At 62.5% G+C, this 25,989-nt stretch carries 23 protein-coding genes; 15 read left to right on the top strand and 8 right to left on the bottom strand.

Annotated features, from left to right (window positions below; translation table 11 throughout):
• Positions 1-70: 70 nt before the first annotated feature.
• Positions 71-1,045: a tripartite tricarboxylate transporter substrate binding protein gene (locus tag DFO48_RS10885; protein ID WP_114863378.1), complete on the top strand. Its 975-nt coding sequence runs from the start codon at positions 71-73 to the stop codon at positions 1,043-1,045.
• 110 nt (positions 1,046-1,155) lie between these two features.
• On the opposite strand, the gene DFO48_RS10880 is transcribed toward DFO48_RS10885, so the two are convergent.
• On the bottom strand, positions 1,156-2,058 hold the full coding sequence (locus DFO48_RS10880; RefSeq protein ID WP_003050708.1) for a LysR family transcriptional regulator: 903 nt from the start codon (positions 2,056-2,058) through the stop codon (positions 1,156-1,158).
• 177 nt (positions 2,059-2,235) lie between these two features.
• On the opposite strand from DFO48_RS10880, the gene DFO48_RS10875 reads away from it, so the two are divergent.
• The 5 genes from DFO48_RS10875 to DFO48_RS10855 all read left to right on the top strand — a co-directional run bounded on the left by DFO48_RS10875 (position 2,236) and on the right by DFO48_RS10855 (position 7,711).
• The gene (locus DFO48_RS10875) at positions 2,236-2,955 is read left to right on the top strand and encodes a pirin family protein (RefSeq protein WP_114863377.1); all 720 of its coding nucleotides are present in this window, start codon (positions 2,236-2,238) and stop codon (positions 2,953-2,955) included.
• Positions 2,956-3,040: 85 nt separating this feature from the next.
• The gene (locus tag DFO48_RS10870) at positions 3,041-3,718 is read left to right on the top strand and encodes an isochorismatase family protein (protein ID WP_114863376.1); all 678 of its coding nucleotides are present in this window, start codon (positions 3,041-3,043) and stop codon (positions 3,716-3,718) included.
• Between the two features lie 73 nt (positions 3,719-3,791).
• On the top strand, positions 3,792-5,681 hold the full coding sequence (locus DFO48_RS10865; RefSeq protein WP_114863375.1) for an amidohydrolase: 1,890 nt from the start codon (positions 3,792-3,794) through the stop codon (positions 5,679-5,681).
• 1 nt (position 5,682) lies between these two features.
• Positions 5,683-6,093 (top strand): DoxX family protein, encoded by a 411-nt coding sequence (locus tag DFO48_RS10860; RefSeq protein WP_003073695.1) that lies wholly within the window; start codon positions 5,683-5,685, stop codon positions 6,091-6,093.
• Positions 6,083-7,711 (top strand): MFS transporter, encoded by a 1,629-nt coding sequence (locus tag DFO48_RS10855; protein WP_114863374.1) that lies wholly within the window; start codon positions 6,083-6,085, stop codon positions 7,709-7,711. The genes DFO48_RS10860 and DFO48_RS10855 overlap by 11 nt, the downstream gene beginning before the upstream one ends.
• 91 nt (positions 7,712-7,802) lie before the next feature.
• Here DFO48_RS10855 and DFO48_RS10850 read toward each other — a convergent pair whose 3' ends face one another.
• The 5 genes from DFO48_RS10850 to DFO48_RS10830 all read right to left on the bottom strand — a co-directional run bounded on the left by DFO48_RS10850 (position 7,803) and on the right by DFO48_RS10830 (position 14,613).
• On the bottom strand, positions 7,803-8,348 hold the full coding sequence (locus tag DFO48_RS10850; protein WP_114863373.1) for a RidA family protein: 546 nt from the start codon (positions 8,346-8,348) through the stop codon (positions 7,803-7,805).
• A gap of 18 nt (positions 8,349-8,366) precedes the next feature.
• Complete coding sequence (locus DFO48_RS10845; RefSeq protein WP_003073688.1) at positions 8,367-8,864, bottom strand: cytochrome c; 498 nt, start codon at positions 8,862-8,864, stop codon at positions 8,367-8,369.
• A 30-nt stretch (positions 8,865-8,894) separates the two neighbouring features.
• The gene (locus DFO48_RS10840) at positions 8,895-10,490 is read right to left on the bottom strand and encodes a flavin monoamine oxidase family protein (RefSeq protein ID WP_114863372.1); all 1,596 of its coding nucleotides are present in this window, start codon (positions 10,488-10,490) and stop codon (positions 8,895-8,897) included.
• A 304-nt stretch (positions 10,491-10,794) separates the two neighbouring features.
• Positions 10,795-12,405 carry a sensor domain-containing diguanylate cyclase gene (locus tag DFO48_RS10835; protein ID WP_114863371.1) on the bottom strand — a complete coding sequence of 537 codons (1,611 nt, stop codon included), beginning with the start codon at positions 12,403-12,405 and terminating at the stop codon, positions 10,795-10,797.
• Positions 12,406-12,549: 144 nt separating this feature from the next.
• Complete coding sequence (locus DFO48_RS10830) at positions 12,550-14,613, bottom strand: molybdopterin-dependent oxidoreductase (RefSeq protein WP_034348245.1); 2,064 nt, start codon at positions 14,611-14,613, stop codon at positions 12,550-12,552.
• A gap of 161 nt (positions 14,614-14,774) precedes the next feature.
• On the opposite strand from DFO48_RS10830, the gene DFO48_RS10825 reads away from it, so the two are divergent.
• The gene (locus tag DFO48_RS10825) at positions 14,775-15,935 is read left to right on the top strand and encodes an ABC transporter substrate-binding protein (RefSeq protein ID WP_114863370.1); all 1,161 of its coding nucleotides are present in this window, start codon (positions 14,775-14,777) and stop codon (positions 15,933-15,935) included.
• Between the two features lie 84 nt (positions 15,936-16,019).
• The gene (locus DFO48_RS10820) at positions 16,020-17,231 is read left to right on the top strand and encodes a M20 aminoacylase family protein (protein ID WP_114863369.1); all 1,212 of its coding nucleotides are present in this window, start codon (positions 16,020-16,022) and stop codon (positions 17,229-17,231) included.
• Here the strand turns inward: DFO48_RS10820 and DFO48_RS10815 are convergent.
• Complete coding sequence (locus DFO48_RS10815; protein WP_114863368.1) at positions 17,218-18,240, bottom strand: AraC family transcriptional regulator; 1,023 nt, start codon at positions 18,238-18,240, stop codon at positions 17,218-17,220. The two genes, DFO48_RS10820 and DFO48_RS10815, sit on opposite strands and share 14 nt — an antisense overlap.
• A 156-nt stretch (positions 18,241-18,396) precedes the next feature.
• Here DFO48_RS10815 and DFO48_RS10810 point away from each other — a divergent pair, with 156 nt between their 5' ends.
• The 6 genes from DFO48_RS10810 to DFO48_RS10785 all read left to right on the top strand — a co-directional run bounded on the left by DFO48_RS10810 (position 18,397) and on the right by DFO48_RS10785 (position 24,369).
• Complete coding sequence (locus tag DFO48_RS10810) at positions 18,397-19,245, top strand: TauD/TfdA family dioxygenase (RefSeq protein WP_114863367.1); 849 nt, start codon at positions 18,397-18,399, stop codon at positions 19,243-19,245.
• A gap of 118 nt (positions 19,246-19,363) precedes the next feature.
• Positions 19,364-20,422, top strand: a complete 1,059-nt coding sequence (locus tag DFO48_RS10805) for a 3-keto-5-aminohexanoate cleavage protein (RefSeq protein ID WP_003073674.1) — start codon at positions 19,364-19,366, stop codon at positions 20,420-20,422.
• A gap of 17 nt (positions 20,423-20,439) precedes the next feature.
• On the top strand, positions 20,440-21,408 hold the full coding sequence (locus DFO48_RS10800) for a tripartite tricarboxylate transporter substrate binding protein (RefSeq protein WP_114863366.1): 969 nt from the start codon (positions 20,440-20,442) through the stop codon (positions 21,406-21,408).
• A gap of 107 nt (positions 21,409-21,515) precedes the next feature.
• Positions 21,516-22,487: a quinone oxidoreductase gene (locus DFO48_RS10795; protein ID WP_114863365.1), complete on the top strand. Its 972-nt coding sequence runs from the start codon at positions 21,516-21,518 to the stop codon at positions 22,485-22,487.
• A gap of 250 nt (positions 22,488-22,737) precedes the next feature.
• Positions 22,738-23,943, top strand: coding sequence for a porin (locus DFO48_RS10790; protein ID WP_114863364.1), 1,206 nt, complete (start codon positions 22,738-22,740; stop codon positions 23,941-23,943).
• Between the two features lie 171 nt (positions 23,944-24,114).
• Positions 24,115-24,369: an acyl-CoA-binding protein gene (locus DFO48_RS10785; protein WP_003073666.1), complete on the top strand. Its 255-nt coding sequence runs from the start codon at positions 24,115-24,117 to the stop codon at positions 24,367-24,369.
• Positions 24,370-24,537: 168 nt separating this feature from the next.
• Here the strand turns inward: DFO48_RS10785 and DFO48_RS10780 are convergent, their stop codons facing one another.
• Positions 24,538-25,536, bottom strand: coding sequence for an isopenicillin N synthase family oxygenase (locus tag DFO48_RS10780; protein ID WP_003073665.1), 999 nt, complete (start codon positions 25,534-25,536; stop codon positions 24,538-24,540).
• Between the two features lie 155 nt (positions 25,537-25,691).
• Between DFO48_RS10780 and DFO48_RS25145 the strand changes: the two genes are divergently transcribed.
• Positions 25,692-25,898 (top strand): hypothetical protein, encoded by a 207-nt coding sequence (locus DFO48_RS25145; RefSeq protein WP_147282734.1) that lies wholly within the window; start codon positions 25,692-25,694, stop codon positions 25,896-25,898.
• Positions 25,899-25,989 lie beyond the last annotated feature (91 nt).

The raw sequence follows: 25,989 nt of genomic DNA, 5'->3' as shown, positions 1-25,989 counted from the left end.
AAAAGCAGGCAGCTTGGCGGGGTCCAAAAATCATTCCACACCCCCTACATCACCCTCAAGGAGACAAACGATGGATCGTCGTCAATTCCTGGCTGCCGTGGCAGCCAGCTCGGCTGCTGCCGCATCCCCCTTCGCCATGGCGCAGGACTGGCCCGCCAACCCCGTGCGCTGGGTTGTGCCCTACCCACCCGGAGGCGGCACCGATGTGCTGGCCCGCACCGTGGCCGAGTCCATGCGCAAGACGCTGAACCAGACCATCGTGGTGGACAACCGTCCCGGCGCCTCGACCAATATTGGTGGCCAGCTCGTTGCCTCGGCCAAGCCCGATGGCTACACCATCATGTCGGCCGACAACGCCATCCTGGCGTTCAATGAACACTTGTTCAGCAAGCTTCCCTTCAGCCCCGACAAGGATTTCACCTATGTGGGCGGCATCAGCCGCTTCCCCATGGCGCTGGTGGTCAACCCCGCGTTCGAAGCCAAGGATTTCAAGGAATTCCTGGCCTATGCCAAGGCCAACCCCGGCAAGCTCAACTATGCCTCGCCCGGCAATGGCTCGCCCCACCATCTGGCCATGGAGCTGTTCAAGAACCGCACCGGCACCAGCCTGACCCATATCCCCTACAAGGGCGCCGCGCCCGCGCTGGCCGATGTGATGGGCGGCCAGGTGCCTTGCATGTTCCTGGATCTGGCATCGGGCCTGCCCGTGATTCAGTCCGGCAAGGTGCGAGCCCTGGCCATAGGCACGGCCAAGCGCGTGCCCAATCTTCCCAATGTGCCTACGCTGGCCGAGCTGGGTCTCAAGGATTCCGAGGTCTACGCCTTCCAGGGCATTCTGGGCCCCAAGGGATTGCCGCCAGCCATCGTGCAGCGCCTCAATGCAGACCTGCAAAAAGCGTTCAAGGACCCCGATGTGGTCAAGCGCATGGCCGACTTCGGCATGGAAGCCCTGCCTGGTACGCCCGAGCAGTTCCACCAGCTGGCACGCACCGAAGCCAAGCGTTGGGGTGAGGTCATCAAGGCGGCAGGCGTGAAGCTGGACTGATCGACCTTTTCCTGAGCTTCGCGAGGTCCCGGGCATGGCTTGAGCCGTTGCCGCAGACCTCGTCGGCGCGCATCACCACGGCCCTGCCTCCTTGCGTTGCAGGGCCGTTTTCAATAGGGCAGTATGCCCGGCAGCAGTGGGCGGCTGAGGCGCTCGCGCCACCATTGCTGGGCCCGGCCGCGGGCATCGCTGCGCCAGGCCAGCCAGAAGGTTTCGGGCGGGCGCGGCTCTTCCACCGCCAGTTCCACCAGCACCCCGGTCTCCAGCTCCACACGCACGCAGGCGCGCGGCACAAAGCCGTGGCCCAGCCCGGCGGCCTGGCATTCGATCTTGGCCTGCATGCTCGGCACGGTGATGCGTCGCTGGCCGGTGAGCAGGCCCACGGTGCGATCGGTCAGCGAGCGCGCGCCGTCACCCACCACCACGGCGGTGTGTTCCAGCAGGTCGCTGCGCGCCAGTGGCCGGCCCAGGCGCGCCAGCGGGTGGCTGGCCGTCACGCAGAACACGAAATCGAGCTGGCCCACGGCCACGGCCTTGTGGCCGCCGCCGGCCGGGCCTTCGCCCGCGGCCACGATAAGGTCGGCCCGGCCTTCGCGCAGGGCTTCCCAGGTGCCGGTCAGCGTCTCGCTGCCGATGCGCAGACGCGTGCCGCTGTTCAGCGCCTCGAAGGCCTGAATGTCGGCGCCGAAGGCGCTGGTGGGGATCAACGAGTCATGCACCAGGCGCACTTCGGTCTCGAAGCCCGTGGCGATCTGGCGCAGCCGCGATTCGAGCTGACGCGCGGCCGCCAGCAGCCAGCGCCCTTCCTTGAGCAGTTCTTCGCCCGCTGGCGTGAGACTGACGCGCGGGCCGTTGCGCACAAACAGGTTCAGACCCAGCTGTTCCTCGAGCTTGGAGACGGCATAGGAAATGGTTGACGGTACTTTGTGCAGGCGCTCTGCCGCACCGGCGAACGAGCCATGGCGCGCAATGGTGTCCACCAGTTCGATGGCTTCCAGAGAGAGTTTGAGCATATTGGGGTGCCTGAAAAATAATCATCGAAATTATCGATGATTGAGAAGATTTTCTTTCAGCATAACCGCATATCAGGCCACGGATACTTCATTCATCGCCACACGGAATGCAGCAGAAAAAGGCAGACAGGCCAGCCGCAGGAAGTGTGAACACCATCGATTGTTTAGGAGATAGAAATGCTTGAAGTTCGCCCATCCAACCACCGCGGTCGCGCCAACCATGGCTGGCTGCAATCGCGCCACACCTTCTCCTTCGGCCACTACCGCGATGCCAACCAGCAAGGCTTTTCGGATCTGCTGGTCATCAATGACGACCATGTATCCCCCGGCCAGGGTTTCGGCACCCACGGCCACCGCGACATGGAAATCTTCTCCTATGTGCTCGACGGCGCACTGGAGCACAAGGACTCCATGGGTACGGGCTCGGTGATCCGTCCCGGCGACGTGCAGATGATGAGCGCCGGCACCGGCGTGGAGCACAGCGAATTCAACCACTCGACCCAGGACCCGGTGCACTTTCTGCAGATCTGGATCGTGCCCGCCGAACGCGGCGCCGCTCCACGCTATCAGCAGGTCCATGTGGACGATGCCGACAAGCGCGGCCGCCTGCGCCTGATCATCGCCCCCGAAGGCCGGGACGGCACGCTGGCTGTGCGCCAGGACGCCCGGGTCTATGCCGGCCTGTTCGATGGCGCTGAATCCGCCGAGCTGGATGTGGGGCCCGAGCGCCATGTCTATGTGCATGTGGCCCGCGGCAGTCTCAGCGTGAACGGTGAGCGCCTGTCCGAAGGCGACGGAGCCCGCATTCGCAACGCCGGGGCCCTGCGCTTCGATCACGGTGAAGACGCCGAGGTGCTGGTCTTTGATCTGCGTCCCCGCGAACTGCCCACCTTGTAAGCAACAGTTTTCACATTCCGGTTTTCATTCTGCTTTCTTGTTTTCCTTGCAGCCTCTCGCTCACCTTTTACCCAGGAGTTTCACCATGACCAACGCCAATGCCTCCATCGCCCATCCCGTCGCCGTCGCCAAGCCCGGTGCCAAGCTGCTCAACCCCTATGACCACACGCTGATCATGATCGACTTCCAGTCGCAGATGGCCTTTGCCACGCACTCCATCGATCCCGTGCAACTGCGCTCCAACGCCGCCCTGGTCGCGTCGGCCGCCGCCGGTTTCGGGGCCTCCACCATCCTGACCACCGTGGCCGAGAAGAGCTTCTCCGGCCCCATGTTCGAGGAAGTGACTTCGCCTTTCCCTGGCCAGGCCCTGCTGGACCGCACCTCGATGAATACCTGGGAAGACCAGGCCGTGATCGACAAGGTCAACGAGATCGGCAAGCCTCGCATCGTGCTGGCTGGTCTGTGGACCAGCGTGTGCATCGTCGGCCCGGCCTTGTCGGCCCTGGACCAAGGCTTTGAAGTCTTCGTGATCGCCGACGCCTGCGGCGACATCTCCACCGAAGCGCACAACCGCGCCATGGACCGCATGGTGCAGGCTGGAGCCCAGCCCATCACCTCGCTGCAGTACCTGCTGGAAATGCAGCGCGACTGGGCCCGCACCGAGACTTATGACATGACCACAGGCATCGCCAAGAAGCTGGGCGGCGGCTACGGCATCGGCATCACCTACGCCAAGACCATGTTCGGCGCCCACGAAGGCTGAAAAAGCGCACCATCTACCTGCTTGCCACGAAACCCGGCGCAGTCTTTGCGCCGCCGAACTTCCTGAGACCGTCATGACCCAGCCCACCACTCCCGATCTGATCCTGTTCAACGGCCGCTTCACCACCCTGGACCGCGGCAAGCCCACGGCCACGGCCGTGGCCGTGAGCCAGGGCCGCTTCAGCGCCGTCGGCAGCGACCGCGAGGTCCTGCCCCTGGCCGGCCCGCAGACCAAGAGTATCGATCTGGGCGGGCGCAGTGCGCTGCCCGGGCTCATCGACAACCATCTGCACTTGATCCGTGGTGGCCTGAACTTCAACATGGAGCTGCGCTGGGACGGCGTGAAGAGCCTGGCCGATGCCATGGCCATGCTCAAGGCCCAGGTGGACGTGACACCCGCCCCCCAGTGGGTGCGTGTGGTGGGCGGCTTCACCGAGCACCAGTTCGTGGAAAAGCGCCTGCCCACGCTGGCCGAGCTGAACGCCGTGGCGCCCGACACTCCGGTCTTCATCCTGCATCTGTACGACCGTGCCCTGCTCAACGCAGCTGCCCTGCGCGCCGTGGGCTACACCAAGGACACGCCCGAGCCGCCCGGTGGCCAGATCCTGCGCGACAGCGCCGGCAATCCCACGGGGCTACTGCTGGCCAAGCCCAATGCGTCCATCCTCTATGCCACGCTGGCCAAGGGCCCCAAGCTGCCGCGTGACTACCAGGTCAATTCCACGCGCCACTTCATGCGCGAACTCAACCGCCTCGGTGTGACCGGCGCCATCGACGCGGGTGGCGGCATGCAGAACTACCCCGATGACTACGACGTGATCCAGGAGCTGGCCGATGCCGACCAGCTCACCATCCGCCTGGCCTACAACCTGTTCACGCAAAAGCCCAAGGAAGAGAAGGACGACTTTCTGCGCTGGACCTCTACCTCGCAGTACAAGCAGGGCACAGACTACTTCCGCCACAACGGTGCGGGCGAGATGCTGGTGTTCTCGGCCGCCGACTTCGAGGACTTCCGCCAGCCCCAGCCCGAGCTGGCGCCTGGTATGGAAGGCGAACTCGAAGAGGTGGTGCGCATCCTGGTCCAGAACCGCTGGCCCTGGCGTATGCACGCTACCTATGACGAGACCATCGACCGTGCGCTCAATGTGTTCGAGAAGGTAAACGAGGACACGCCCCTGGCCGGCCTGAACTGGTTCTTCGACCATGCCGAAACCATTTCCGAGAAGTCCATAGACCGCATCGCGGCCCTGGGAGGCGGCGTGGCCGTGCAGCACCGCATGGCCTACCAGGGCGAATATTTCGTCGAGCGCTACGGCGCGGCTGCGGCCGAAGCCACGCCCCCCGTCAAGCGCATGCTGGAAAAGGGCGTGAACGTGTCCGCCGGCACCGACGCTACCCGCGTCGCCAGCTACAACCCCTGGGTCTCGCTGTCCTGGCTCATCACTGGCAAGACTGTGGGCGGCCTGCAGCTCACCCCCCAGCGCAACTGTCTGAGCCGTGACCAGGCCTTGCGCATGTGGACCGAAAACGTGACCTGGTTCAGTAACGAACAGGGCAAGAAGGGCCGCATCCAGGTTGGCCAGCTGGCCGACATCATCGTGCCCGACCGCGACTTCTTCGCCTGCCCCGAGTCTGACATCGCCGATATCTCGGCCCTGCTCACCGTGGTGGGCGGCAAGGTGGTCTACGGCGCCGGCGCCTTTGCCGACTTCGACGAATCGGCCCCGCCGCTGGCCATGCCCGACTGGTCGCCCGTGCGCACCTTCAAGGGCTATGGCGCCTGGGGTGTGCAGGAAGGCGCGCCGCTGCAGTCCGTGATGCGCCATGCCGCCGCCAGCTGCGCCTGCGACAGCAACTGCAACATGCACGGCCACGCCCACGCTACGGCGTGGAGCAGCAAGCTGCCCGTGGCCGATCTCAAGGGCTTCTGGGGCGCGCTGGGCTGCGCCTGCTGGGCGGTGTGACATGGGTGAGGCGCTGCGCTCTGCCGCCACCGCACCCTGGGTGCAGTCGCTTGCCCTGCTGTGCCTGTGCGCCGCCTACCTGCAGGGCGGGGTGGACAAGGCCCGCAACTTCCGCGGGGCGGTCGCCGAGATGCGCCAGTTCGGTCTGGCGCCGGCCGTGCCCATCACGGTGGCCACCATCGCGCTGCAGTTGGGTGCTTCAGCGCTGATTGTGTCGGGCTGGTACCGCTGGGCGGGCGCCCTGGCGCTGGCGATCTTCACCGTGGCCGCTGCCTTCCTGGCCGACCGCTTCTGGGCGGCGCCGCAGGCCGAGCGCCAGCGCAGCGCCAACGCATTTTTTGAACATTGGGGCCTGGTGGGCGGCATGCTGCTCGTCGCCTGGCACGACCTGGGAGGCCACCGTGCCGGATAACACCACCACCACCAAAAACTCGGGCAGCTTCGCGCCGCTCGCCATTCCCGTCTTCGCCGTGCTGTGGGCCGCCACGGTGCTGGGCAACATCGGCAGCTTCATGCGCGATGTGGCCAGCGCCTGGATGGTGACCGAACTCTCGTCCAGTCCCACGGCCGTCGCGCTGATCCAGACGGCGGCCACGCTGCCGGTCTTCCTGCTGGCGATTCCCGCCGGTGTGCTGTCCGACATCCTGGACCGCCGCCGTTTCCTCATTGGCGTGCAGGTGCTGCTGGGCGCCGTGAGCGGCACGCTGCTGGTGCTGGCACAGACCAACACTCTCACGGTGGAATACCTGGTGGCCCTGACTTTTGTGGGCGGCATCGGCGCCGCCCTCATGGGCCCGACCTGGCAGTCCATCGTGCCCGAGCTGGTGCCGCGCAGCGAGCTGAAAAGCGCCGTGGCCCTGAACTCCCTGGGCATCAACATCGCCCGCGCCATCGGCCCGGCCGCCGGCGGCCTGCTGCTGGCCAGCTTCGGTGCGGCCGCCGCCTACGGCCTCGACGTGCTCAGCTATGTGTTCGTGATCGCTGCCCTTATCTGGTGGAAACGCCCCAAGGCCGAGGCCTCGGCGCTCAACGAGCAGTTCTTCGGTGCCTTCCGGGCCGGTGTGCGTTATGCCCGTGCCAGCCGCGAACTGCATGTGGTGCTGCTGCGCGCTGCGGTATTTTTCCTGTTCGCCAGTTCGGTCTGGGCCTTGCTGCCCCTGGTGGCACGCCGCATGCTGGGCGGCACGGCCGGTTTCTACGGTGTGATGCTGGGCGCTGTGGGGGCCGGTGCCATCCTGGGCGCCGTGCTGCTGCCCAAGCTGCGCAAGCGCCTCGACACCGACGGTCTGGTGCTGTTGGCCTCGGTGGTCAGTGCCGTGGTGATGGCAGTGCTGAGCCTGGCGCCGCCCCAGTGGGCTGCAGTGGCGCTGATGCTGGTACTCGGTCTGGGCTGGATTGTTGCGCTGACCACGCTCAACGGGGTGGCCCAGGCGGTGCTGCCAAACTGGGTGCGTGGCCGGGGTCTCGCCATCTACCTGATGGTGTTCAACGGCGCCATGGCCCTGGGCAGCCTGGGCTGGGGCCTGATCGCCGGCCAGTTGGGCCTGCCGGTCACGCTGCTGATCGGAGCCGTGGGCCTGGTGCTTGTGTCCCTGGTCTTCCACCGCGTCAAGCTGCCCACCGGCGAGGCCGATCTGCAGCCGTCAAACCACTGGCCCGAGCCTTTGCTGGCCGCACCCCTGGCCCACGATCGTGGCCCGGTCATGATTCAGGTCGAGTACCGGATTGCGCATCAAGACCTGGCCGCCTTTTTCCGGGCCATGCAGCAAGTGGCCCAGGAGCGCCGTCGTGACGGTGCCTATGCCTGGGGCGTGGCCGAGCACACCGGCGAGCCGGGTCGGGTGATCGAGTGGTTCCTGGTCGAGTCCTGGGCCGAGCATCTGCGCCAGCATGGTCGTGTGTCCAGGGCCGACGCCGACCTGCAGGCCGCCGCTTTGCGCTACCACCAGGGGCCGGACAAGCCCGTGGTCCATCACTTCCTGGCGCTCGATGCGCGCAGCACCCAGCAGGAAGCGGGCTCCCCCCACTGAGCGGCGCTGGAATCGGCATTCATCGCTGACGGGACAGGCGATGAATGCCACACGGTTTATTTTTCCAGAGGCTGGAGCAGAGGTCGTTGCATCACTTGACGGGCTTGGCGGCACGCACTGCCACGACCTCGATTTCCACATACCAGGCCGGGTTGGCCAGGGCCGCAATCTGGAAGGCCGAGCGTGCCGGCAGGTTGGGCTGGGCAGCCGTGCCAAAAAACTGGGTGTAGCCACGCATGAAGCCGGCAAAGTCCATCTTGTTGCCCTTGGCGGGATCGGCCACCAGGAAGACCTGCATTTTCACCACATCGCTCATGCCGAGATTCATGCCCTTGAGTTGATCTTCCAGGCCCTTGAGGATGGCGACGGTCTGACCCTCGGTATCGCCGCCGTAGGCCGCAGGATCAGTGGCGGGCTTGGACTTGTCCACCACGGGCGGTACCTTGCCGGAGAGATAGACAGTGCGTGCATCGGTGGGAATCTCCACGGCCGCAGCAATGGGGAAGGTCGAGCCCGGTGTCCTGTAACGCAGGACATCGCCACTTCCGGAGGTGGTGGCAGCGCAGCCGGTGAGCAGGACTGCCGCTCCCAGCAGGGCGGCAGTGGTGGCGGTCTTGAAGATGGATGGAACGTTCATGTGCTCTCCTGAATGGATTTATGGTGTTACGCGAAAGGGTTTGACGTCGGCGGCAGACAGCTTGTCCGGGTACTGATTGCCGAAGTTGCTGCGCACATAGTTCACGACGTCGGCAATCTGCTCGTCGGACAGCTTGCTGGCAAAGGACGGCATGCCGTGCAGGCCGTTCATGACGACCGAGGCCGGGTAGGCAGCGGCTGCCAGCTTGGGGTTGGAGGCCAGCGCAGGGTAGAAGCCCGCTCCCTTGGCGCCTTCGCCCTTGACCATGTGGCAGCCCTGGCAGATGGCCTGGTACAGGGTCTCTCCGCCGTTCTGGCTGAAGCGTGGACGGACTGCCGAGAAGTTCTGCATCAACGCCTGGGTATCTGCGGGCGAGATGGAAAGAACGGCGGCAGACTGCAGCGTTTGCAGGTTTTTCACATCCTGGGTTTTCACGCCCTGTGATTGGGCCAGGACGGCACCGGAGAAACCCAGGGCCAGGGCGCAAGCGGCGCAAAGACGGTGCAATGTGTGCATGGTGAAGTTCCTTGTGGCAGACATGGGCGATCAGAGACTGGAGGCCTTGGCGTGCAGACGCTGGATTGCGTCCAGCGAGGACAGCACGGCACCTTCCTGCCAGGCGGGGATGTAAGAGACATGCTCGCCCGCCAGCACCAGGCGACCGTCGATCTGGGCCAGATCCTTGTAGTGCTGCTCGCGCAGTGCATCGGTCCAGTTGCCAAAGCAGCCGTTGATCCAGGGCATGCGATGCCAGGCGACCGATACGCCGTTGAGGAACTCCTGCTTGTATTGCGGGTGGATCTGCGCGCCGTACTCCAGCGCCAGGCGAACGCGCTCGGCCGGCTTGAGTGAGGAGAAGCGGTAGCTGTTGGAGTTCTCGAATGCATAGGCGCCCAGCAGCACGGCGGGGCCGCGGCCCATATAGCCGGTGGAGGGGTAGGAGATCTGCTGGATCGGCAGGTCGGTGTAGCTGATGCCGCCGTAGATTCGCTCATCCTCTTCCCAGAAGCGGCGCTTGAACTCCAGTCCGACTTTCATGGAGCTGCCGTAGGGCACGGCAGCAATCGCGTTCTGCATGGCGCTTCCGGCCTGCACTTCGATCTGGCTCAGGATGGACAGTGGAATCGTGCATACGCACCAGTCGGCGCGGGCCTGCAGCGCGGCGCCAGGCTTGAGGGCGTCCGCATAGTCCACGATCACGCCCTTGTCGTTCTGGGCGATCCTGGTGACCTTGGCGTTGTAGCGGATGGCAGAGCCCAGATCGCGTGCCATGGCCTGGGCCAGCATGTCCATGCCGCCTTCGGGCTGGAAGATGGTGCTGTGGAATTCGTAGATATTGCCCACGCCCATCTGGCGCCACAGATTGGATTCAAGCAGCTCGTGCAGGCCCATGGGCGTCGAAGGTTTGGCCAGCGCCATCATGCCGCCGCCTGGGTCGATGTCGTAGCCACGGAAATCGCTGACCGCATTGCTGGCGCGGTAGCGGTACTCCTTGTCCAGCACGCCCCAGGCCTTCAGACTCTCCAGCAGGCGTTCCTTGTCTTCCCGGCTGACGCTCTGGTCCAGCGCGCCCTGATTGGTAGCCTTGGATAGCAGCTCGGCCACATGGCCGTAGACATCGGTCTGCACATGGCGAAAGCGCTGCGGCTTGCCAGCCAGGGCCTTGCTGTTGTGCAGATAGGCGTTGTAGTTGACCTGGTTGAAGGCTTCTAGCTTGATGCCGAAGCGCTTGTAGTAGTCCAGCATCGCATGATGGTGATAGGGCACGCGCCAGGGGCCGGGGTTGAAGTAGTTGCCCTTGGCAAAGCCCACTTTCTGACGTGTACCGTCGAGTTCGCTGAACTCATCGCCGCCGCGCAGCGTCCAGCAGCGGCCGCCGGCTCGACTCTGGTATTCAAGCAACTGCACCTTGTAGCCGGCCGCACGCAATTCGTGGGCTGCCACCATGCCTGCCAGGCCAGCGCCAAGCACCAGAACCGATGCACCAGGTCTGGCGTTGCCGAGCTTGACCGGACCGCTGTAATGCGATTCGGCGGCATATCCCAGTGAACTCATGGCTTGATACATGGCACTGCCGCCCGCGACCTTTCCGATCATCGAGAGCAGTTGTCTGCGACTGACATGTTTGCTTGGCTCTGGCATCTGAAATTCCTTTGCTGTTGTGTATTCCGCTGTCCATTCGGGGCTGCGGGGCAAGGGTTTTCAGCAAGAGCTGTGCCAGGGCTGGGGGCTCAGGGCATTAGTTCAATGAAATCAGTGGCTTGTTATGTATTTCAGGTCAACCTGTGTTCAATCCCCTTAACTTGTATGGTGCATGCTCACTAATTTGAAGCATTAATGACCAAATTGGTGCAACGGAGTCACACAATGAGCTGCAAAAAAGCGTATCGGCTGTGACAGCGGATACGCCTTGAAAGTGGGGGACTGAACTACGGCTCTGCCGGGCTCAGAGCTCGCTGGGAGGCTCGCTGGCCTCACTGACCATGACACGATTGCGTCCACCCCGCTTGGCCGCGTAGAGCATGACATCGGCCTGCTGGAAGACGGCCTTGATATCGGGGTCGCTGTCGGGCCAGTGGGCCACGCCCAGCGAGATGGTGATATGGCCCACAGGCTGTATCTCCATCTTCTCGACCATCTGGCGCAGGCGCTCGGCGACATGGGCGGCGGCCTCCAGCACCGTGCCGGGCAGCAGCAGCAGAAACTCCTCGCCACCCACTCGACAGGGCAGGTCATCGACACGCGAGACCTCGCGCATGGTGCGTGCGAGCTGTTTGAGCACCTCGTCGCCTGTATCGTGGCCAAAGCCGTCATTGATATGCTTGAAGTGATCGATGTCGATGGCAATCACCGAGAACGGCAGCGCCTGAGCCTGGAAGGCGCCGATGGCGGCCTCCAGATGGCGGCGATTGCCAAGGCCGGTCAGCGGATCGGTGTTCACGTCCTCGCGCAGCTTGGTGATATTGCGCTGCAGCAGGCCAAGGCCCTTGAGCATGGCTTTCTTGAGCTCGTAGGACTCGAAGTACCATGACTTGACGGCCTGAATGTTCTGCGCCGTCTCGGGCTTATCCATATCGTGCGCGCCGTTGGCCAGTTGGCGCAGCGGGCTGGCAATGCGGCGCGCGCTCCACCAGATGACCACCAGCATCAGCAGGGCGATGGGCAGGGTCTTGTAGAGCACGGAGCGCATCAGCTTGTTGAGCGGGGCCAGCGTGGCAGCCTTGGGACGCTGGGCCACAATGCCCCAGCCCGAAGCATGGATGACGGCATAGCCGGCCAGCATTTCCACGCCCTTGCTGTTGACGACCGGCGCCGTACCCGACTCGCCCCGGATCACGGAGTTGATGACATCGTTGTTGATCACCTGATCGCCGATACGGTGGTTGTCGGGGTGATAGATGATGTGCCTGTTCTGGTCCACCACGTAGACATAGGTGCCATCCTGGTAGAAGTGCGAGCCCAGCAGGGTGTCGAGGATGCTGTCTTCCTTGAGGTAGATGCTGCCGCCTACCGCTCCCAGGAATTCGCCCTGAGGGTCGAAAATGGGCTGCGATACAAAGACGATGTAGTTGCCGGCCGTTGACATGTAGGGCTGGCTGATGACGGGCCCACGAGTGCTCAAGGTCTGTGTCACCCCGGCACTTTGCAGCGTCTTACCCTTGATCTGCAGGGTTTCGGGCGATGTGGCCAGCACATAGCCCGTGGGGTCGATGATGGTGACGGAGTTGAAGCTCTTGGTTTGCAGGCGCAGACGCGTGGCCTCCTTGGCCAGATAGTCCACGTCATTCATGTGTGCACCCATCAGATTGGCGCTGTATTCCAGCTGCTGCAGGGCGGATTGCAGAAAATCATCCGTGCTCTGCGCCAGCTTGGTCGCATAGGCATGGTGACCCTCGAGCGTGTTGTCGATCAGCTGCTGGCGCTGCACCAGATAGCCGGCATAGAAAGTGTTGAGAAACGGGATCAGCGCGCTGCAGATGGTCAGGACCAGAATCAGGCGGCGCAGGTCAAGTCGGGTCGGTGCGAGGCGGCGTTGCCAGGGGAGAGATTTCTTCACAGATGATGTCGCGAGAGCAGGGCGGCTCTGCGCTGTACCTGTGTGCTCTGACAGGCTCAGACCCTGGCCGCATATTCATTGAGTGTCTGCATTATGGTTGCTTGCGCCGTGGCCCTGCTCATGGTCAACCACAATGCAGCAGCGTCAGGCTGACAACTCCTTGAACTTTTCCACCTGTACCGCGCAGTCGTAGAAGCAGGGCGCCCGGCCAATATCGGTGAGCTGCTGATGCGTCAGCTCATTCACATTCGTGCCGTTGGCTCCCTGCTTGCGCCACCAGATGCCCAGGCCCACAACCACGCCGGTGCGAGCGCGGCCGTTGACGGCGGCGTGGCAGACATGCTCGCCGCGCTGGTTGAACACTCGCAGCTGGTCACCGTCGGCAATGCCGCGCGCAGCTGCATCATCGGGGTGCATCTCCAGCAGCGGACGCTCTTCCATGCGGGCCAGACTGGCCACATTGGCAAAGCTGCTGTTGAGAAAGTTGCGTGCGGGTGGCGAGATCATGGCCAGCGGGTAGGCCGTCGTGGGCGGCTCGTAATTGGGCAGATAGTCGGGCAAGGTGTTGATGCCCAACCGGGCCAGGGCGGGGTTGTCGAATTCGCATTTGCCCGATGGTGTGGCAAAGCCGCCTTCGGCAAACGGCGCATCGGGCAGCGGGATATGGGCAAAGCCCTGTTGCAGCAGCACTTCAAAATCAATAGCTGTGCCCGAGACTGCTGTGCGACATAGAGTTTCATCAGACTCGGAAAAACATGCTGCTGCAAAAGCGGAGTCCAGCCTGGCCATATGCATGGCCAGATCGCGAAAGATCTGTGCATTGCTGCGCGCCTGACCTTGGGGCTCGATCGCTGGGCGATTCAGCAGCACATCGGTATGACCGTAGCTGCCGTGGATGTCCCAATGCTCTAGCTGCGTGGTGGCAGGCAGCACGTAGTCGGCATGGTCTGCGGTGTCGGTCATGAAATGCTCGAGAACCACGGTGAACAGATCTTCGCGCGCAAAGCCCGCAGCCACCTTGGCCGACTCTGGCGCCACCGCCACGGGATTGCTGTTGTAGACCACGACGGCTTCCACCTTGGGGCCGAAGCCGGCATCGCCCTCATGCAGCAGCACATCGCCAATCTGGCTCATGTTCAGCGTGCGTGGGCGACGCTCTCCCAGCAACTGCGGCATCTGAAGAGAAGCCCGCTTGAAAGGCGAGACGCCCGAGGCAGACAGCAGCAGCCCGCCCGCGCGGTGGCGCCAGGCGCCGACAAGAGCCGGCAAACAGGCCACGGCGCGCACGGCATTGCCGCCGCCGCGTGCGCGCTGCATGCCGTAATTGAGGCGAATCGCCGCTGGCCTGGTCGTGCCGTAATCACGAGCCAAAGACTGGATCTGCGCCACCGTCAGGCCGCAGATCAGGGCCGCACGCTCGGGCGGCCATTGCAAGGCTCTGGCCTTGAGTGCGTCCCAGCCCAGGGTGTGTTGGGCAAGGTAGTCATGGTCCAGCCAGCCGTGCACGATCAGCTCGTGCATCAGCGCCAGAGCCAGCGCCGCATCGGTGCCGGGCAGCAGTTGCAGGTGCTCGTGGCATTTGTCGGCGGTTTCACTCTTGCGCGGGTCTATGCAGATCAGCTTGGCGCCCTGGCGCTTGGCTTCCTGCGCATAGCGCCAGAAATGAAGATTGCTGGCAATGCTGTTGCTGCCCCAGATCAGGATCAGCTTGCTTTCGGCAAAGAACTCCACACGCATGCCCAGTTTGCCGCCATAGGTGGCGGTCAGCGCCTCGCTGCCGGCGCTGGCGCAGATGGTGCGATCCAGCAGGCTGGAGCCCAGCTGGTGGAAAAAGCGCCGGTCCATGCTCTCGCTCTGCACCAGTCCCATGGTGCCGGCATAGCTGTAGGGCAGTATGGCTTCGGGCGCGCGCCGAGCGATGCCGTGCAGGCGCTGTGCGATATCGCCGAGGGCTTCGTCCCAGCTCACGGGGGTGAAATGGCCGCTTCCTTTGGGGCCGCTGCGTTTGAGAGGCTGCAGCACTCGCCCAGCGTGGTAGGTGCGTTCGGTGTACTTGCTGACCTTGGCGCAGAGCACGCCTCCCGTGTGAGCGTGTTCTGCATTGCCTTGCACCTTGGTGGCCGTGCCATCGATCACCGTGGTGACCAGGGCGCAGGTGTCCGGGCAGTCATGCGGGCAGGCGCCGCGTACTTGAACGATATGAGGCATGTCGTGGGCTCGAAAAATCTGGAGCGGTTTGCGGCTGAGGACCGTTTTGTGGGCCTATTATGCGGCGCGCATCCATGTCAAAAAACCTGAGATGCAAGACCCCAGGAACGGGCTGATCCAGCCCGTGGCAATGAGTAGCCCGTAGAGAGAGATCGAGAGCAATGCAGGACAAGAGAGTGGAGTGGAATCGTCGTCAATTCATGACTGCTGGCGCAGTTGTGGCCGCCGGGAACTGGACCGGCGCCAGTTATGCCCAGGATTCGAGCGGGCCCATTGTGCTTGGGCAGTCCTGCGCGCTGAGCGGCCCTTCAGTGCAGCTGGGTATGCAGTTTGTGCAGGGCGCCAAGCTGTACTTCGATCAGCTCAACGTCCAGGGCGGCATCGGCCGCCGCCAGGTGGAGCTGCGCACGCTGGACGACGGTTACGAACCCGAACGCTGCGTGGCCAATACCCGGAAATTCATTGCCGACGATGTAATGGCCTTGTTCGGCTATCTGGGAACGCCCACCAGCATGGCCGCACTGCCTTTGCTGCAGAAAGCCAAGCTGCCACTGATTGCTCCACTGACGGGGGGCGCCGGCCTGCGCGACCCCAAGCTGGCGCAGACGGTCTTCAATCTGCGTGCCTCCTATGCCGACGAGACCGCGCTCATGGTCAGGCAACTGGTCTCCCTTGGCCTTAAGAAGATCGCGGTGTTTCACCAGAACGATGCCTATGGCCAGTCCGGTCTCGAGGGCGTGACGCAGGCGCTGCAAGGCCATGGCCTCAAGCCCGTGGGTTCTGCGACGGTTGAGCGAAACTCTCAGGATGTGGCCAAGGCGGTCAGGACTCTGGTGCCGCTGGGCGCCGATGTCATCGTGCAGGTCGGCACCTATGCGGCTAGCGCTGCCTTTGTGCGTGCGGCCCGCCAGGCTGGCTATGGTGGGCAGTTCTACAACGTCTCCTTCGTGGGCACCTCGGCACTGGCCCAGGCCTTGGGCAAGGAGGCAGAGGGGGTTGTGGTCACCCAGGTCGTGCCATCGCCGTTCAAGACCTCGCATCCGCTGGCACGCGAGTTTCAGGCTGCCCTGCAGAAAAGCGGTGCGTCGCTGCAGCCCGATTACTCGAGCATGGAGGGTTATCTGGCCGCCCGTGTCGTGGGCGAGGCGCTGAAATCTGCCGCTGCCGCCGGCCGTCTGAATCGCGAAGGACTAGTGGCGGCGCTGGAGGCCATGAACGGTCAGCAGGTGGCGGGTTTTCCCATCGCCTTCCGCCCACAGGCCGGCAAGCCGCGTTTTGTCGAGCTGTCCATGCTCACAGGCGACGGCAAGGTCCGCGTGTGAGGCTTAGAGGCGTGCAGGGCGCAGGCTCTCTCGCTTTGGGCCATCATGGCATCTTTGCCATTGATGACCCCAAGGAGAGAGCGCATGGCCCTGCTGCCCGAACTTCAAGCAAGCGCCCCTGACATTGCCGCGCTGCGTCGCGATATCCACGCCCACCCCGAGCTGTGTTTTGAGGAAATACGGACCTCGGATCTGGTCGCGGCGAAGCTGGAGCAATGGGGCATAGCGATCCATCGCGGCCTGGGCAAGACCGGTGTGGTGGGTATCATCCATGGCCGCGACGGCGGCAAGAGCGGCCGAGCCATCGGCCTGCGTGCCGATATGGATGCCCTGCCCATGCAGGAGTTCAACACCTTTGACCATGCCAGCCGCCATGCGGGCAAGATGCATGCCTGCGGTCACGACGGCCACACGGCCATGCTGCTGGCGGCGGCGCAATATCTGGCCGCGCATCGCGACAGCTTCGAGGGTACGGTCTACACCATCTTCCAGCCAGCCGAGGAAGGTGGTGGCGGCGCCCGCGAGATGGTCAACGACGGACTTTTCGAGCAGTTCCCCATGCAGGCCGTGTTTGGCATGCACAACTGGCCGGGCATGAAGGCCGGAACGATGGCCGTGGGGGCCGGGCCTGCCATGGCATCCAGCAACGAATTCAGGATCGTGGTGCGCGGCAAGGGCGGCCACGCGGCCATGCCGCATATGGTGGTGGATCCGGTACCCGTGGCGGCCCAGCTCATCATGGCTTTCCAGACCATCGTCAGCCGTAACGTCAAGCCCATTGAGGCGGGCGTGGTGTCGGTCACCATGGTCCATGCCGGCGAGGCTACCAACGTCGTGCCGGACAGCGTGGAGCTGCAGGGCACGGTGCGCACCTTCACGCTGGAGGTGCTGGACCTCATCGAGCAGCGCATGCAGCAGATCAGCGAGGCCGTTTGTGCCGCGCATGGCACGCAATGCACGTTCGAGTTCGTGCGCAACTACCCGCCCACCATCAACACGGCCCCCGAGGCCGAATTTGCCCAGGCCGTGATGCGCGAGATTCTGGGCGATGCCGGTGTGGTGCCGCAAGAGCCGTCCATGGGGGCCGAGGACTTTGCCTTCATGCTGCTGGAAAAGCCCGGTGCCTACTGCTTTATCGCCAACGGCGATGGTGATCACCGCGCCCTGGGGCATGGTGGCGGTCCCTGCACCTTGCACAACCCCAGCTACGACTTCAACGATGCGCTGATTCCGCTGGGCGCGACTTTCTGGGTCAAGCTGGCCCAGCGCTGGCTGGACCAGCCTACGCGCGCCTGAAGGCTTGGGTCCTGGGGGGAAGATTTCTTTCACGCCAGACCTCGGGCGGGCAGCCAAAGAGCGAGCTGAACCAGCGTGTGAAGGCACTGTGGCTGTTGTAGCCCAACATGGAGGCGATCTGGCCCACGGGGTAGTCAGGGTTGCGCACATAGCGCTGGGCAAGATCCGAGCGAACCTCCTGCAGCAGGTTGGTAAAGCTCAGGCCTTCACTGTCAAGCTCGCGCTGCAGGGTCCGTACGCTGCGCCCCAGACCTTGGGCCACGCAGATGCAGGTGGCATTGCCCGAAGGCAGCATGAGGTAGATGGCCTTGCGCACCTGCTGGCCGATGGAGGCCTGACGGTCCTGCTGCGTGGTGTCCACCATCGTCTTGGCATAGCGCACCAGAACCGGGTCGGCCAAGGGGTTAGGAGCATCCAGGTCCTCGGTGCGAAACACAATGCCGTTGAAGTCGGCATCAAACTCCACGCGGCAACGAAACATCTGCTTGTGTAGGCTGGTGTCGCCGGGCGCGGGGTGGCTGAAGCAGACGCGCTGCGGGCGCCATTGCTCATGCAGCAGCAGATTGCAGGTGCGAAACAGTACGCCAATTGCCAGCTCCATGGATTGCGGAAGCGCCTCCGGCAGGGTGAGCTCTTCGCGCAGCACCACGACGCCATTGGCGTCGTCCATATGAATCACCAGCGACTCATTGAGCATGTGCACATGCTCGATCAGCGTACTCAGCACCTTGCGCAAGGTGGGCTGGTGCAGCAACAAAAGGCTGACGACGCCGAAGTTTGAAACCTGCCGCGATTGGGCCATGCGCAGGCCGAAGTTTTCGCAACCGGTGATGCTTGCAGCTTCTTCCAGCAAGCGCCCGGCCGTCAGCGCATCAATCAGCTGGTCCTGTTCGCGCACCACGGCGGGTCGTAGCCCCGCGCGACGCAATGCCGCATCAGGGTCTCCACCCAGCTCGCTGAAGAGTTCCGAGAAATTTGTCAGAGATGCCGCGCGCACAAAAGTGACCATGACTGCTCCATGCATAGAGGCGTGGAAATTCTGGCATGAGATGCATAAGGTGCGGCATGAAATGCACAACCTATGTGACACAGGTTTTCTACAGTGGACTTACCGGGCGGCAGAGACCTGCAACAAGCCTGGGTTCAAAAAAGGTAGGAGACAGTTATGCAGATAAACCCTCAGACCTGTGCCATAGGCGCGGAGTTGGTCGATGTGCAACTGGCGGATGCGCTGCACGATGACGGGCTTTTCGCAGAGATAAAGGCGGCCTTGCTCAAGTACAAGGTACTGTTTTTACGTCGCCAGAGTATCAGTCGCGCCGAGCATGTCGGTTTTGCCCGGCGCTTTGGCGAGCTGGAGGATCACCCGGTGGTCGGCAGCGACCCCGAGCATCCCGGCCTGGTGCAGATCTACAAGACGCCGGACAAGCCGCTGGACCGGTATGAAAACTCCTGGCATTGCGATGCCACCTGGCGCGAGGTGCCACCCATGGGCTGTGTGCTGCGCTGCGTCGAATGTCCGCCGGTTGGCGGCGACACTATGTGGGCCAATATGGCGCAGGCTTACGAGATGCTTCCATCGCACATCAAGGACGTGATAGCCCCGCTGCGGGCACGTCACAGCATTGAGTGCACCTTTGGCGCTGCCATGCCTGCGGAAAAGCGTCTGGCCCTCAAGGCACAGTTTCCCGATGCGGAACACCCGGTGGTGCGTACACACCCGGAAACCGGTGAAAAAGTGCTGTTTGTCAGCGGCTTCACCACTCATTTCACGAACTTCCACACGCCCGCCAATGTGCGTGTGGGTCAGGACTTCACCCAGGGCTCATCCAGTCTGCTGCAGTTCTTGATCAGCCAGGCCGCGATCCCCGAGTACCAGGTCCGCTGGCGCTGGGAGCCCGGCAGCATCGCCATCTGGGACAACCGGGCGACACAGCATTACGCGGTGATGGACTACCCGCCCAGCCATCGAAAGATGGAGCGCGCGGGAATCATTGGCACACCGACTTTTTGAGCATCGGAAGACGCCCGTGGCAAGGCGCAGAACCTGACCGAGCGGTGCGACGCAAGCACAGCTGTACGCAAGGCTCTGAGCGCGGGCATGGCATTCATATAACAACGGAGACACCATCATGAATTTCCTCGACGGTCACCTGGTTGCCGAAAATCAGCAGCCTCTCATCATCACTGCAGCTCCTTATGCGCCTTCGTGGCTGCCTGAGGACTTCCCCGGCGAAATTCCCGTCACGATGGAAGAGCAGATTCAAAAAGCCGTGGACTGCTACAACGCCGGTGCCCAGGTGCTGCACCTGCATGTGCGTGAGCTCGACGGTCGCGGCAGCAAGCGGCTTTCCAAGTTCAACGAGTTGATTGCCGGCGTGCGAGCCCGCGTCCCGGACATGATCATCCAGGTGGGTGGGTCGATCAGTTTTGCACCCGAAACCGATGGCGCGGCCGCCAAATGGCTGTCTGACGATACCCGCCACATGTTGGCCGAGCTGGACCCCAAGCCCGATCAGGTGACGGTGACCATCAATACCTCGCAGATGAACATTCTGGAGCAGTTCGATGCGCGGGATATCCAGGGCACTTCGATGGAGGACCCAGCGGTGTTCAATGCCTACAAGGAAATGACCGTTCCAGCACAGCCAGGCTGGGCCGAAGAACATATACGCCGCCTGAGTGCGGCCGGCATTCAGAGTGCTTTCCAGTGCTACAACATCAACAGCTTCGAGTCGGTTGAGCGGCTGATGCGTCGCGGCATCTACAAAGGTCCGCTGGTGCTGAACTGGGTGGCCATCGGCGGCGGCATGGACCAGCCAAGCGTCTACAGCCTGGCCAATTTTGTGCGCGCCGTGCCCGACGGTGCGGTGCTCACGGTAGAGGCCTCGGTGCTGAACGTGCTGCCCATCAATCTCATGGGCATTGCCATGGGCCTGCATGTGCGCTGCGGCACCGAAGACAATCTGTGGAATCAAACCCGAACCCGAAAAATGGGTACGGTGGAGCAGATCGAGCAACTGGTGCGCATTGCCAAGGAATGCAGCCGCCCTATCGCCACTCCTGCCCAGGCGCGCGAGATCTGCCAGATCGGCGTGTTCTACGACACGGTGGAGGAGAGCCTGGCAAGGAACGGCTTTGCTCCGAATCGCAACGGTGCTCAGCAGGGTTTTCTGCGCAAAGTCGCCTGAGGTCAAAGGAGCGCACGATGCAACGCATTCCCGTTCTTTTATCCATGGCTCTGGCTGCTGCTTTGCCGCTTGGCAGCGCCCTCGCGTTCACCGACAAGCCTGTCAAGCTTATTGTTCCTGCCCCGCCCGGTGGCACGATCGATGTGTTTGCGCGCATCATCAGCGATCAGCTGGCGCATGAGCTCAAGCAGCCAGTGGTGGTCGAAAACCGCCCCGGTGCCGGCGGTGCCATGGCGGTGAAATACATGCTGTCCCAGCCCTCAGACGGCAATACCCTGTTGGTGACGGTGACCAATATCCTGACCGAGGTTCCTCATGTGCTCAAGGGGGGCTTTGATGCCATGAAGGATGTCAGACCCGTCTCGCAGATGGCACGCTCCGTCATGGTGTTCATTGCTTCGCCTCAGTTCCCGGCCAAGGATGCCAAGGAGGCCATTGCCTATATCAAGGCCCATCCGGGTCAGCTGTCCTTTGCCTCCTACAGCCAGGGGACGGCATCGCAATACGCAGGGGCGATCCTGAATCAGAAGGCCGGCCTGGATATGCAGCATGTGCCATTTCCAGGCTCTGCACCAGCATTGGCACAAATCATGGGCAATCAGATTCCGCTGATGTTCGATGGCTCCGTGACCACCAAACCGCTGGTTCCCAGCGGCAAGGTCAAGTTGCTGGCCGTTGCTTACAAGAGCCGACTGCCCGATTTTCCCAATGTGCCGACGATGGCCGAGGTCGGTTATCCGGAGCTTGATTTCAGCAACTGGGCGGGTGTGTTTGCCTCGACAAAGACGCCGCAGCCATTGCTGGAGAAGATCAATGCCACGCTGCAGAAGGTCAACGCCAGCCAGGCGGTGCAGGCCCGCTATCTGTCCACCGGCTTCGAGCCCATCAAGCAGGAGCGCACTCTGGAGCAGCTGTCTACCGATCTGCAGGCCGAATACCAGCGCAACGGTGAGATCGTCAGGAATTTCGGCATCAAGCTGAACTGAGTCGACTCATCAATCGGTCCGGACATGTCTGCGACTGAGGACGCCCGGACTTTTGCTTTGCAGCGCTTGCTGCATCTTGCTGTGAACAATAGAGACAGGAGCATTTCATGACTCAGGCCATTCGCTTTTACGAGACTGGCGGTCCAGAAGTTCTGCGACTGGAAAACGTTGCCGTGGGAGACCCCGGCCCAGGCCAGGCGCGTGTGCGGCATAGCTATATCGCGCTCAACTTCATTGATGTGTACTTCCGCTGCGGGCGTTACCCGCTGGCCTTGCCCAACGGACTGGGCTCGGATGCCGTCGGCGTTGTCGAGGCCGTCGGATCAGGTGTGACGGATATCCGGGTGGGCGACCGCGTTGGCTATCTGATCGGTCCGCAAGGCGCTTATGCACAGGCGCGTGTGATGCCTGCAGAAGTGCTGATTCCGCTGCCCGACGGAATTTCAGACCGTGCTGCAGCCACGCTCATGATGAAAGGCATGACGGCCCAGTATCTGTTCCGTCAGGTCTATCCGCTGCAGGGCGGTGAAACAATTCTCTACCACGCAGCTGCCGGAGGCGTAGGTCTGATTGCCTGTCAGTGGGCCCGCGCCATGGGGGTCAACATGATTGGTACGGTCAGCACGGATGAGAAGGCCGAACTGGCCAGAGCGAACGGATGCGCGCACACCATCGTGACTTCGCGCGAAAACATCGTCGAGCGAGTGAAGGAAATCACGGCAGGCAAGGGCGTTTCCGTGGTCTTTGATTCGGTAGGCAAGGACACTCTGATGGATTCGCTCGATTGCCTGCAGCCGCGTGGCTCGCTGGTCAGTAACGGAACTTCTTCCGGCTCCGTGGTGGTGGACTCATCGCTGCTGGCCGCCAAAGGCTCGATCTGGATGACCCGGCCGGCCATGATGCATTACATCCAGCCCCGCTCACATATGCTGGAGATGGCTGCAGAGCTGTTCGAGCACGTGCTGGCAGGGCGCATTGTGAGCGAGCCGCAGCAGGAGTTTGCATTGGCCGAGGCGGCACAAGCCCATCGCGCATTGGAAGCTCGCAAGACCGTGGGGGCCACGGTACTCGTGCCATGAGCTGCAGGGTGCAAATGTTGGGCGCGTAACGCCATTGCGAAGATCTGTGCCGGCTCCTTTGTCAAGGCGCCTGCTTTTTTCTGTCTGACATTGGCCATGCGGCGGGGCGACATTCCTAGGGATTTCACCTTGGGCTGATGGCACCAAATAAGCAATGAATGGCATCAACTGCACAAGAGCTGCAGCCTTCCTTTTCTAGAGTGACTTCGCGGATCAAGACCGCGAATTCATAACGAAAAGGAGACATGACATGCCACGTATTTCACGCTATATCTGGAGTTTTTTTGCCCTGTCCGCAAGCAGTCTGGCCAGCGCTCAGTCATCTGTGACGCTGTTCGGTGTCATGGATGCAGGCGTCAGCCGCTACATGGTGCGCAGCAATTCCTGGGATGGCTCCGGTCGCACGGCCAGCCAAGGTCTCTGGGCGCTGTCACCATCGGGTAATCTGGCCAGCCGTCTGGGTGTTCGTGCCGTTGAAGATCTGGGTGCTGGAATGTCTGCCAGTATGTGGCTGGAAGCGCCTGTGACCAACGACACGGGCGGCGGCGCGCTGAACTTCGGGCGACGCTCGACCGTCAGCCTGGCGGGCAATTGGGGCGAGCTGCGCCTTGGGCGCGATCACACGCCGTCGTTTCTGAATGACTGGGCTTTTGATCCCTATTCCGTCAACGGCGTGGGCGTCAATTTGCTGGCGGTGGTCAGCAGCAACCTGGCCATCAACCGTGCACTGAGTACGCAGAGCAGCGGCACGCTGCCCGAGCGCTTGCTGGGAAACGGTTTGTCGGCAGGCACGGACAATTATCTGCGCGCCAACAACTCTATCGGCTACCACCTGCCGACAGGGCTGGGCGGACTTTATGGTCAGATGATGTATGCCTTCCCGGAAAATGATGCCAGGCGCGGCCGCTATGCGGGAGGCCGCATAGGCTGGGCCAATGGCCCCACCGATATTGCGCTGGGATATGGCGAAAGCATGCTGGGCACTTTCAACGGCCGCAAGGAAACCATCAAGTCCCTGAACCTGGGAGGCTCGTACAACTTCGGTCCGGTCCGCGTGTTGGGCGAGTGGTCGCAAGTGCGCAATGCGCGTAGCGATGTGCGGGCCACAGACCGCTATGACGGGCTTCTGGCTGGTGTGCAAATCCCTGTCGGACTGCATCAGCTCAGGGCGTCGGTGGCTAGGGTGCAATTCAAAAATGGGCAGGGAACTGGCGACGCATCGGTGAACAAGCTGGCCTTGGGTTATGTGCATAACCTCTCCAAACGTACGGCGCTCTACACCACGGTGTCACGTATCAGCGTGAGCAATGGACACAGCAATCCTGCGGTGATGGGTGTGACGCCGCTGGCCGTCAGCAGCCCGGTCATCATGCCGCAGCCGGCCTATAACAGCAGCCCCGGCATGCAGCCGCGCAGTGCACTGGGCTTTGATCTGGGTCTGCGCATAATGTTCTGAAGGCTGTCCGTTGGGCGAATCACGAAGAGGCGGATTGGAGGGCTAGCGTGCCACAAAGGGCTGCTCGCATGCAGGCGTCTCGGTACTTTGTGAAATAAAAAGAACGGTCGTTCTAATTTGACGTTTTTTTGGCTACACTGACCTCGACTATTAAAGCCCAGGAGACCTTTCATGTCCGATCTCAACGCCCGGTTCGAAGAAACCGTCAAGAATTCCACCTCACTCGGCGAGCGTCCTGACAACGCCACCTTGCTCAGGATCTATGCCTTGTACAAGCAGGCCACCGAAGGCGACAACGAAGCCAAGAAGCCCAGCTTCACCGACATGGTGGCGCGCGCCAAGTGGGATGCCTGGGCCAAGCTGGAAGGCACGACGTCGGATGAAGCCAAGCAGCAGTACATCGATCTCATCGAGTCGCTGCGCTGATCTGCTCCCCCCTGATTGCCGACAAGGCCCCGGATTCCGGGGCCTTGTCGTTTCAATTCAGACCACATCACACTGCGCTAAAGACGGGGGCTGGTGCATCCTCAAAGGGGTATTGAGGAAGCGCCGCCCCGTTCCCTTGGGGGACGCGGCAGGGCTGCTCAGAGGGTCTCAGTACCGGTTCGAAAAATTGGCACTGATGCGCTGGCGCAGGTATTCCGCTCCCGTGATGGGCGGATATTTCTGGGCCGGCCCTTCGATCACCGCATCCTCATTGGCCTGGCAGAAGAAGGCCAGGCTGTAGCGTGCGCCCTGGTACTCATGGGGCTGGGGGTTGCGCACGCGGTGGAAGTTGCTGGGCAACTGGTCGTCGCTCCAGCGCATCAGCATGTCGCCGATATTGCAGGTGATGACGCCATCCACGGGCTTCACGGGCGTCCATTGCTGGGCATCTGCCTCCTTGCCAGGCAGCACCTGTAGCCCACCCTGGCCGGCGCGCTGGAACAACAGCGTCAGGCAGTCGAAGTCCGTATGTGCGCCTGCACGCCACAGGCCGATTTCGTCCTTGAGAGCAGGGTCCACGGCAAAGTAATGCAGCATGCGCAGCGTACTCTGGTAGCTGGGCACGGCGGGGTCATGTGCGCGGGTGAAGAACTCCTCATCAAAGCCCAGCTTGTAGGCAAAGCAGGACAGCAACTGCATGCCCACCTGCCAGCACTGGTGCTCGAAGGCCAGCGTGGCCTGCTGGAATCCCGGCAGCTCCTGCTCGCTGGGCCACAGACCCTGCATGCGGGGACGCGTGACCTGATAGGACTCCTTTTGGTCGGGGGTGCGCGTGGAGGGGCGGATCTGCGCCTTGTGCTCCCAGCCTGCGTTGCGCGATAGCGGCCATTGCGCCTTGGTTTCGGGCGGCAGGGCAAACAGCTGTTCGGCCCTGCCGAATGCGGCGTCGATATCGGCCTGGGCTATGCCGTGGCCGGACACCTGGAAGAAGCCGATTTCCACCGAAGCGCTCCAGATCTGCTCGGCAATCTCCTGCTTGCGCTGCTCGAAGTCGCTGATGTCTATGACGCGAACTTCGCGCGCCGAAGTTTCTGCGCCTTGCCCGCCCATACGGGCCTCCTTGTCCAGCTCGCCAAGGCTGTAAGAGTGGCTGTTCGTGGTCTGCATAGGAATTTCTCTTGCAATGACTTCAGGCGCCGGTGTTGCCTCTGCGGCTTGGTGTGGCGGGCATCTGAAGTGTGGATACCAGGCGCGGCTGTGTGCCGCACCCACTTCAAGAGCAATGACCCGCGAAGCTGCTGACCGACAAGGGCCAGAGCACCGTGCTGAACGCTTCTACTCTTGATTTGAGTGCAGCAAACAGCGTGCCAGTCATTTACCAGGGAACGCGCACTCTTGGTTTTGGTGCATGGCTTCAAACTGGTGCACTGGCGTGCATGAATCCATGCATGCGCGGCTCGGACGTGCACCTTGTTGATACCGCTGCAAGCGGTAAGCAAAAGCAGGCACGCCAATTGCTAGAAGGTTGAACGAGTAGAAGCGTTCAGCCTGCCTCTGTGTGCAGTGCCCGGAAATTGCTCAAGTCCTGCCAGTGGCTGCCGCCGCCGGCAATCCTGTCGC

Source organism: Comamonas sp. AG1104 (genome assembly GCF_003350425.1).
GTDB classification, from domain to species: domain Bacteria; phylum Pseudomonadota; class Gammaproteobacteria; order Burkholderiales; family Burkholderiaceae_C; genus Comamonas; species Comamonas testosteroni.
The sequence above is the reverse complement of the archived record's forward strand: the minus strand, read 5'-3'. Positions and strand labels throughout refer to the sequence as shown.

What these genes read in the sequence shown, in the direction of transcription:
- DFO48_RS10885 (WP_114863378.1), top strand. Translation starts at nt 71, where the DNA reads ATGGATCGTCGTCAATTCCTGGCTGCCGTGGCAGCCAGCTCGGCTGCT.
- DFO48_RS10880 (WP_003050708.1), bottom strand. Translation starts at nt 2,058, where the DNA reads ATGCTCAAACTCTCTCTGGAAGCCATCGAACTGGTGGACACCATTGCG.
- DFO48_RS10875 (WP_114863377.1), top strand. Translation starts at nt 2,236, where the DNA reads ATGCTTGAAGTTCGCCCATCCAACCACCGCGGTCGCGCCAACCATGGC.
- DFO48_RS10870 (WP_114863376.1), top strand. Translation starts at nt 3,041, where the DNA reads ATGACCAACGCCAATGCCTCCATCGCCCATCCCGTCGCCGTCGCCAAG.
- DFO48_RS10865 (WP_114863375.1), top strand. Translation starts at nt 3,792, where the DNA reads ATGACCCAGCCCACCACTCCCGATCTGATCCTGTTCAACGGCCGCTTC.
- DFO48_RS10860 (WP_003073695.1), top strand. Translation starts at nt 5,683, where the DNA reads ATGGGTGAGGCGCTGCGCTCTGCCGCCACCGCACCCTGGGTGCAGTCG.
- DFO48_RS10850 (WP_114863373.1), bottom strand. Translation starts at nt 8,348, where the DNA reads ATGAACGTTCCATCCATCTTCAAGACCGCCACCACTGCCGCCCTGCTG.
- DFO48_RS10845 (WP_003073688.1), bottom strand. Translation starts at nt 8,864, where the DNA reads ATGCACACATTGCACCGTCTTTGCGCCGCTTGCGCCCTGGCCCTGGGT.
- DFO48_RS10840 (WP_114863372.1), bottom strand. Translation starts at nt 10,490, where the DNA reads ATGCCAGAGCCAAGCAAACATGTCAGTCGCAGACAACTGCTCTCGATG.
- DFO48_RS10830 (WP_034348245.1), bottom strand. Translation starts at nt 14,613, where the DNA reads ATGCCTCATATCGTTCAAGTACGCGGCGCCTGCCCGCATGACTGCCCG.
- DFO48_RS10825 (WP_114863370.1), top strand. Translation starts at nt 14,775, where the DNA reads ATGCAGGACAAGAGAGTGGAGTGGAATCGTCGTCAATTCATGACTGCT.
- DFO48_RS10820 (WP_114863369.1), top strand. Translation starts at nt 16,020, where the DNA reads ATGGCCCTGCTGCCCGAACTTCAAGCAAGCGCCCCTGACATTGCCGCG.
- DFO48_RS10815 (WP_114863368.1), bottom strand. Translation starts at nt 18,240, where the DNA reads ATGGTCACTTTTGTGCGCGCGGCATCTCTGACAAATTTCTCGGAACTC.
- DFO48_RS10810 (WP_114863367.1), top strand. Translation starts at nt 18,397, where the DNA reads ATGCAGATAAACCCTCAGACCTGTGCCATAGGCGCGGAGTTGGTCGAT.
- DFO48_RS10805 (WP_003073674.1), top strand. Translation starts at nt 19,364, where the DNA reads ATGAATTTCCTCGACGGTCACCTGGTTGCCGAAAATCAGCAGCCTCTC.
- DFO48_RS10800 (WP_114863366.1), top strand. Translation starts at nt 20,440, where the DNA reads ATGCAACGCATTCCCGTTCTTTTATCCATGGCTCTGGCTGCTGCTTTG.
- DFO48_RS10795 (WP_114863365.1), top strand. Translation starts at nt 21,516, where the DNA reads ATGACTCAGGCCATTCGCTTTTACGAGACTGGCGGTCCAGAAGTTCTG.
- DFO48_RS10790 (WP_114863364.1), top strand. Translation starts at nt 22,738, where the DNA reads ATGCCACGTATTTCACGCTATATCTGGAGTTTTTTTGCCCTGTCCGCA.
- DFO48_RS10785 (WP_003073666.1), top strand. Translation starts at nt 24,115, where the DNA reads ATGTCCGATCTCAACGCCCGGTTCGAAGAAACCGTCAAGAATTCCACC.
- DFO48_RS10780 (WP_003073665.1), bottom strand. Translation starts at nt 25,536, where the DNA reads ATGCAGACCACGAACAGCCACTCTTACAGCCTTGGCGAGCTGGACAAG.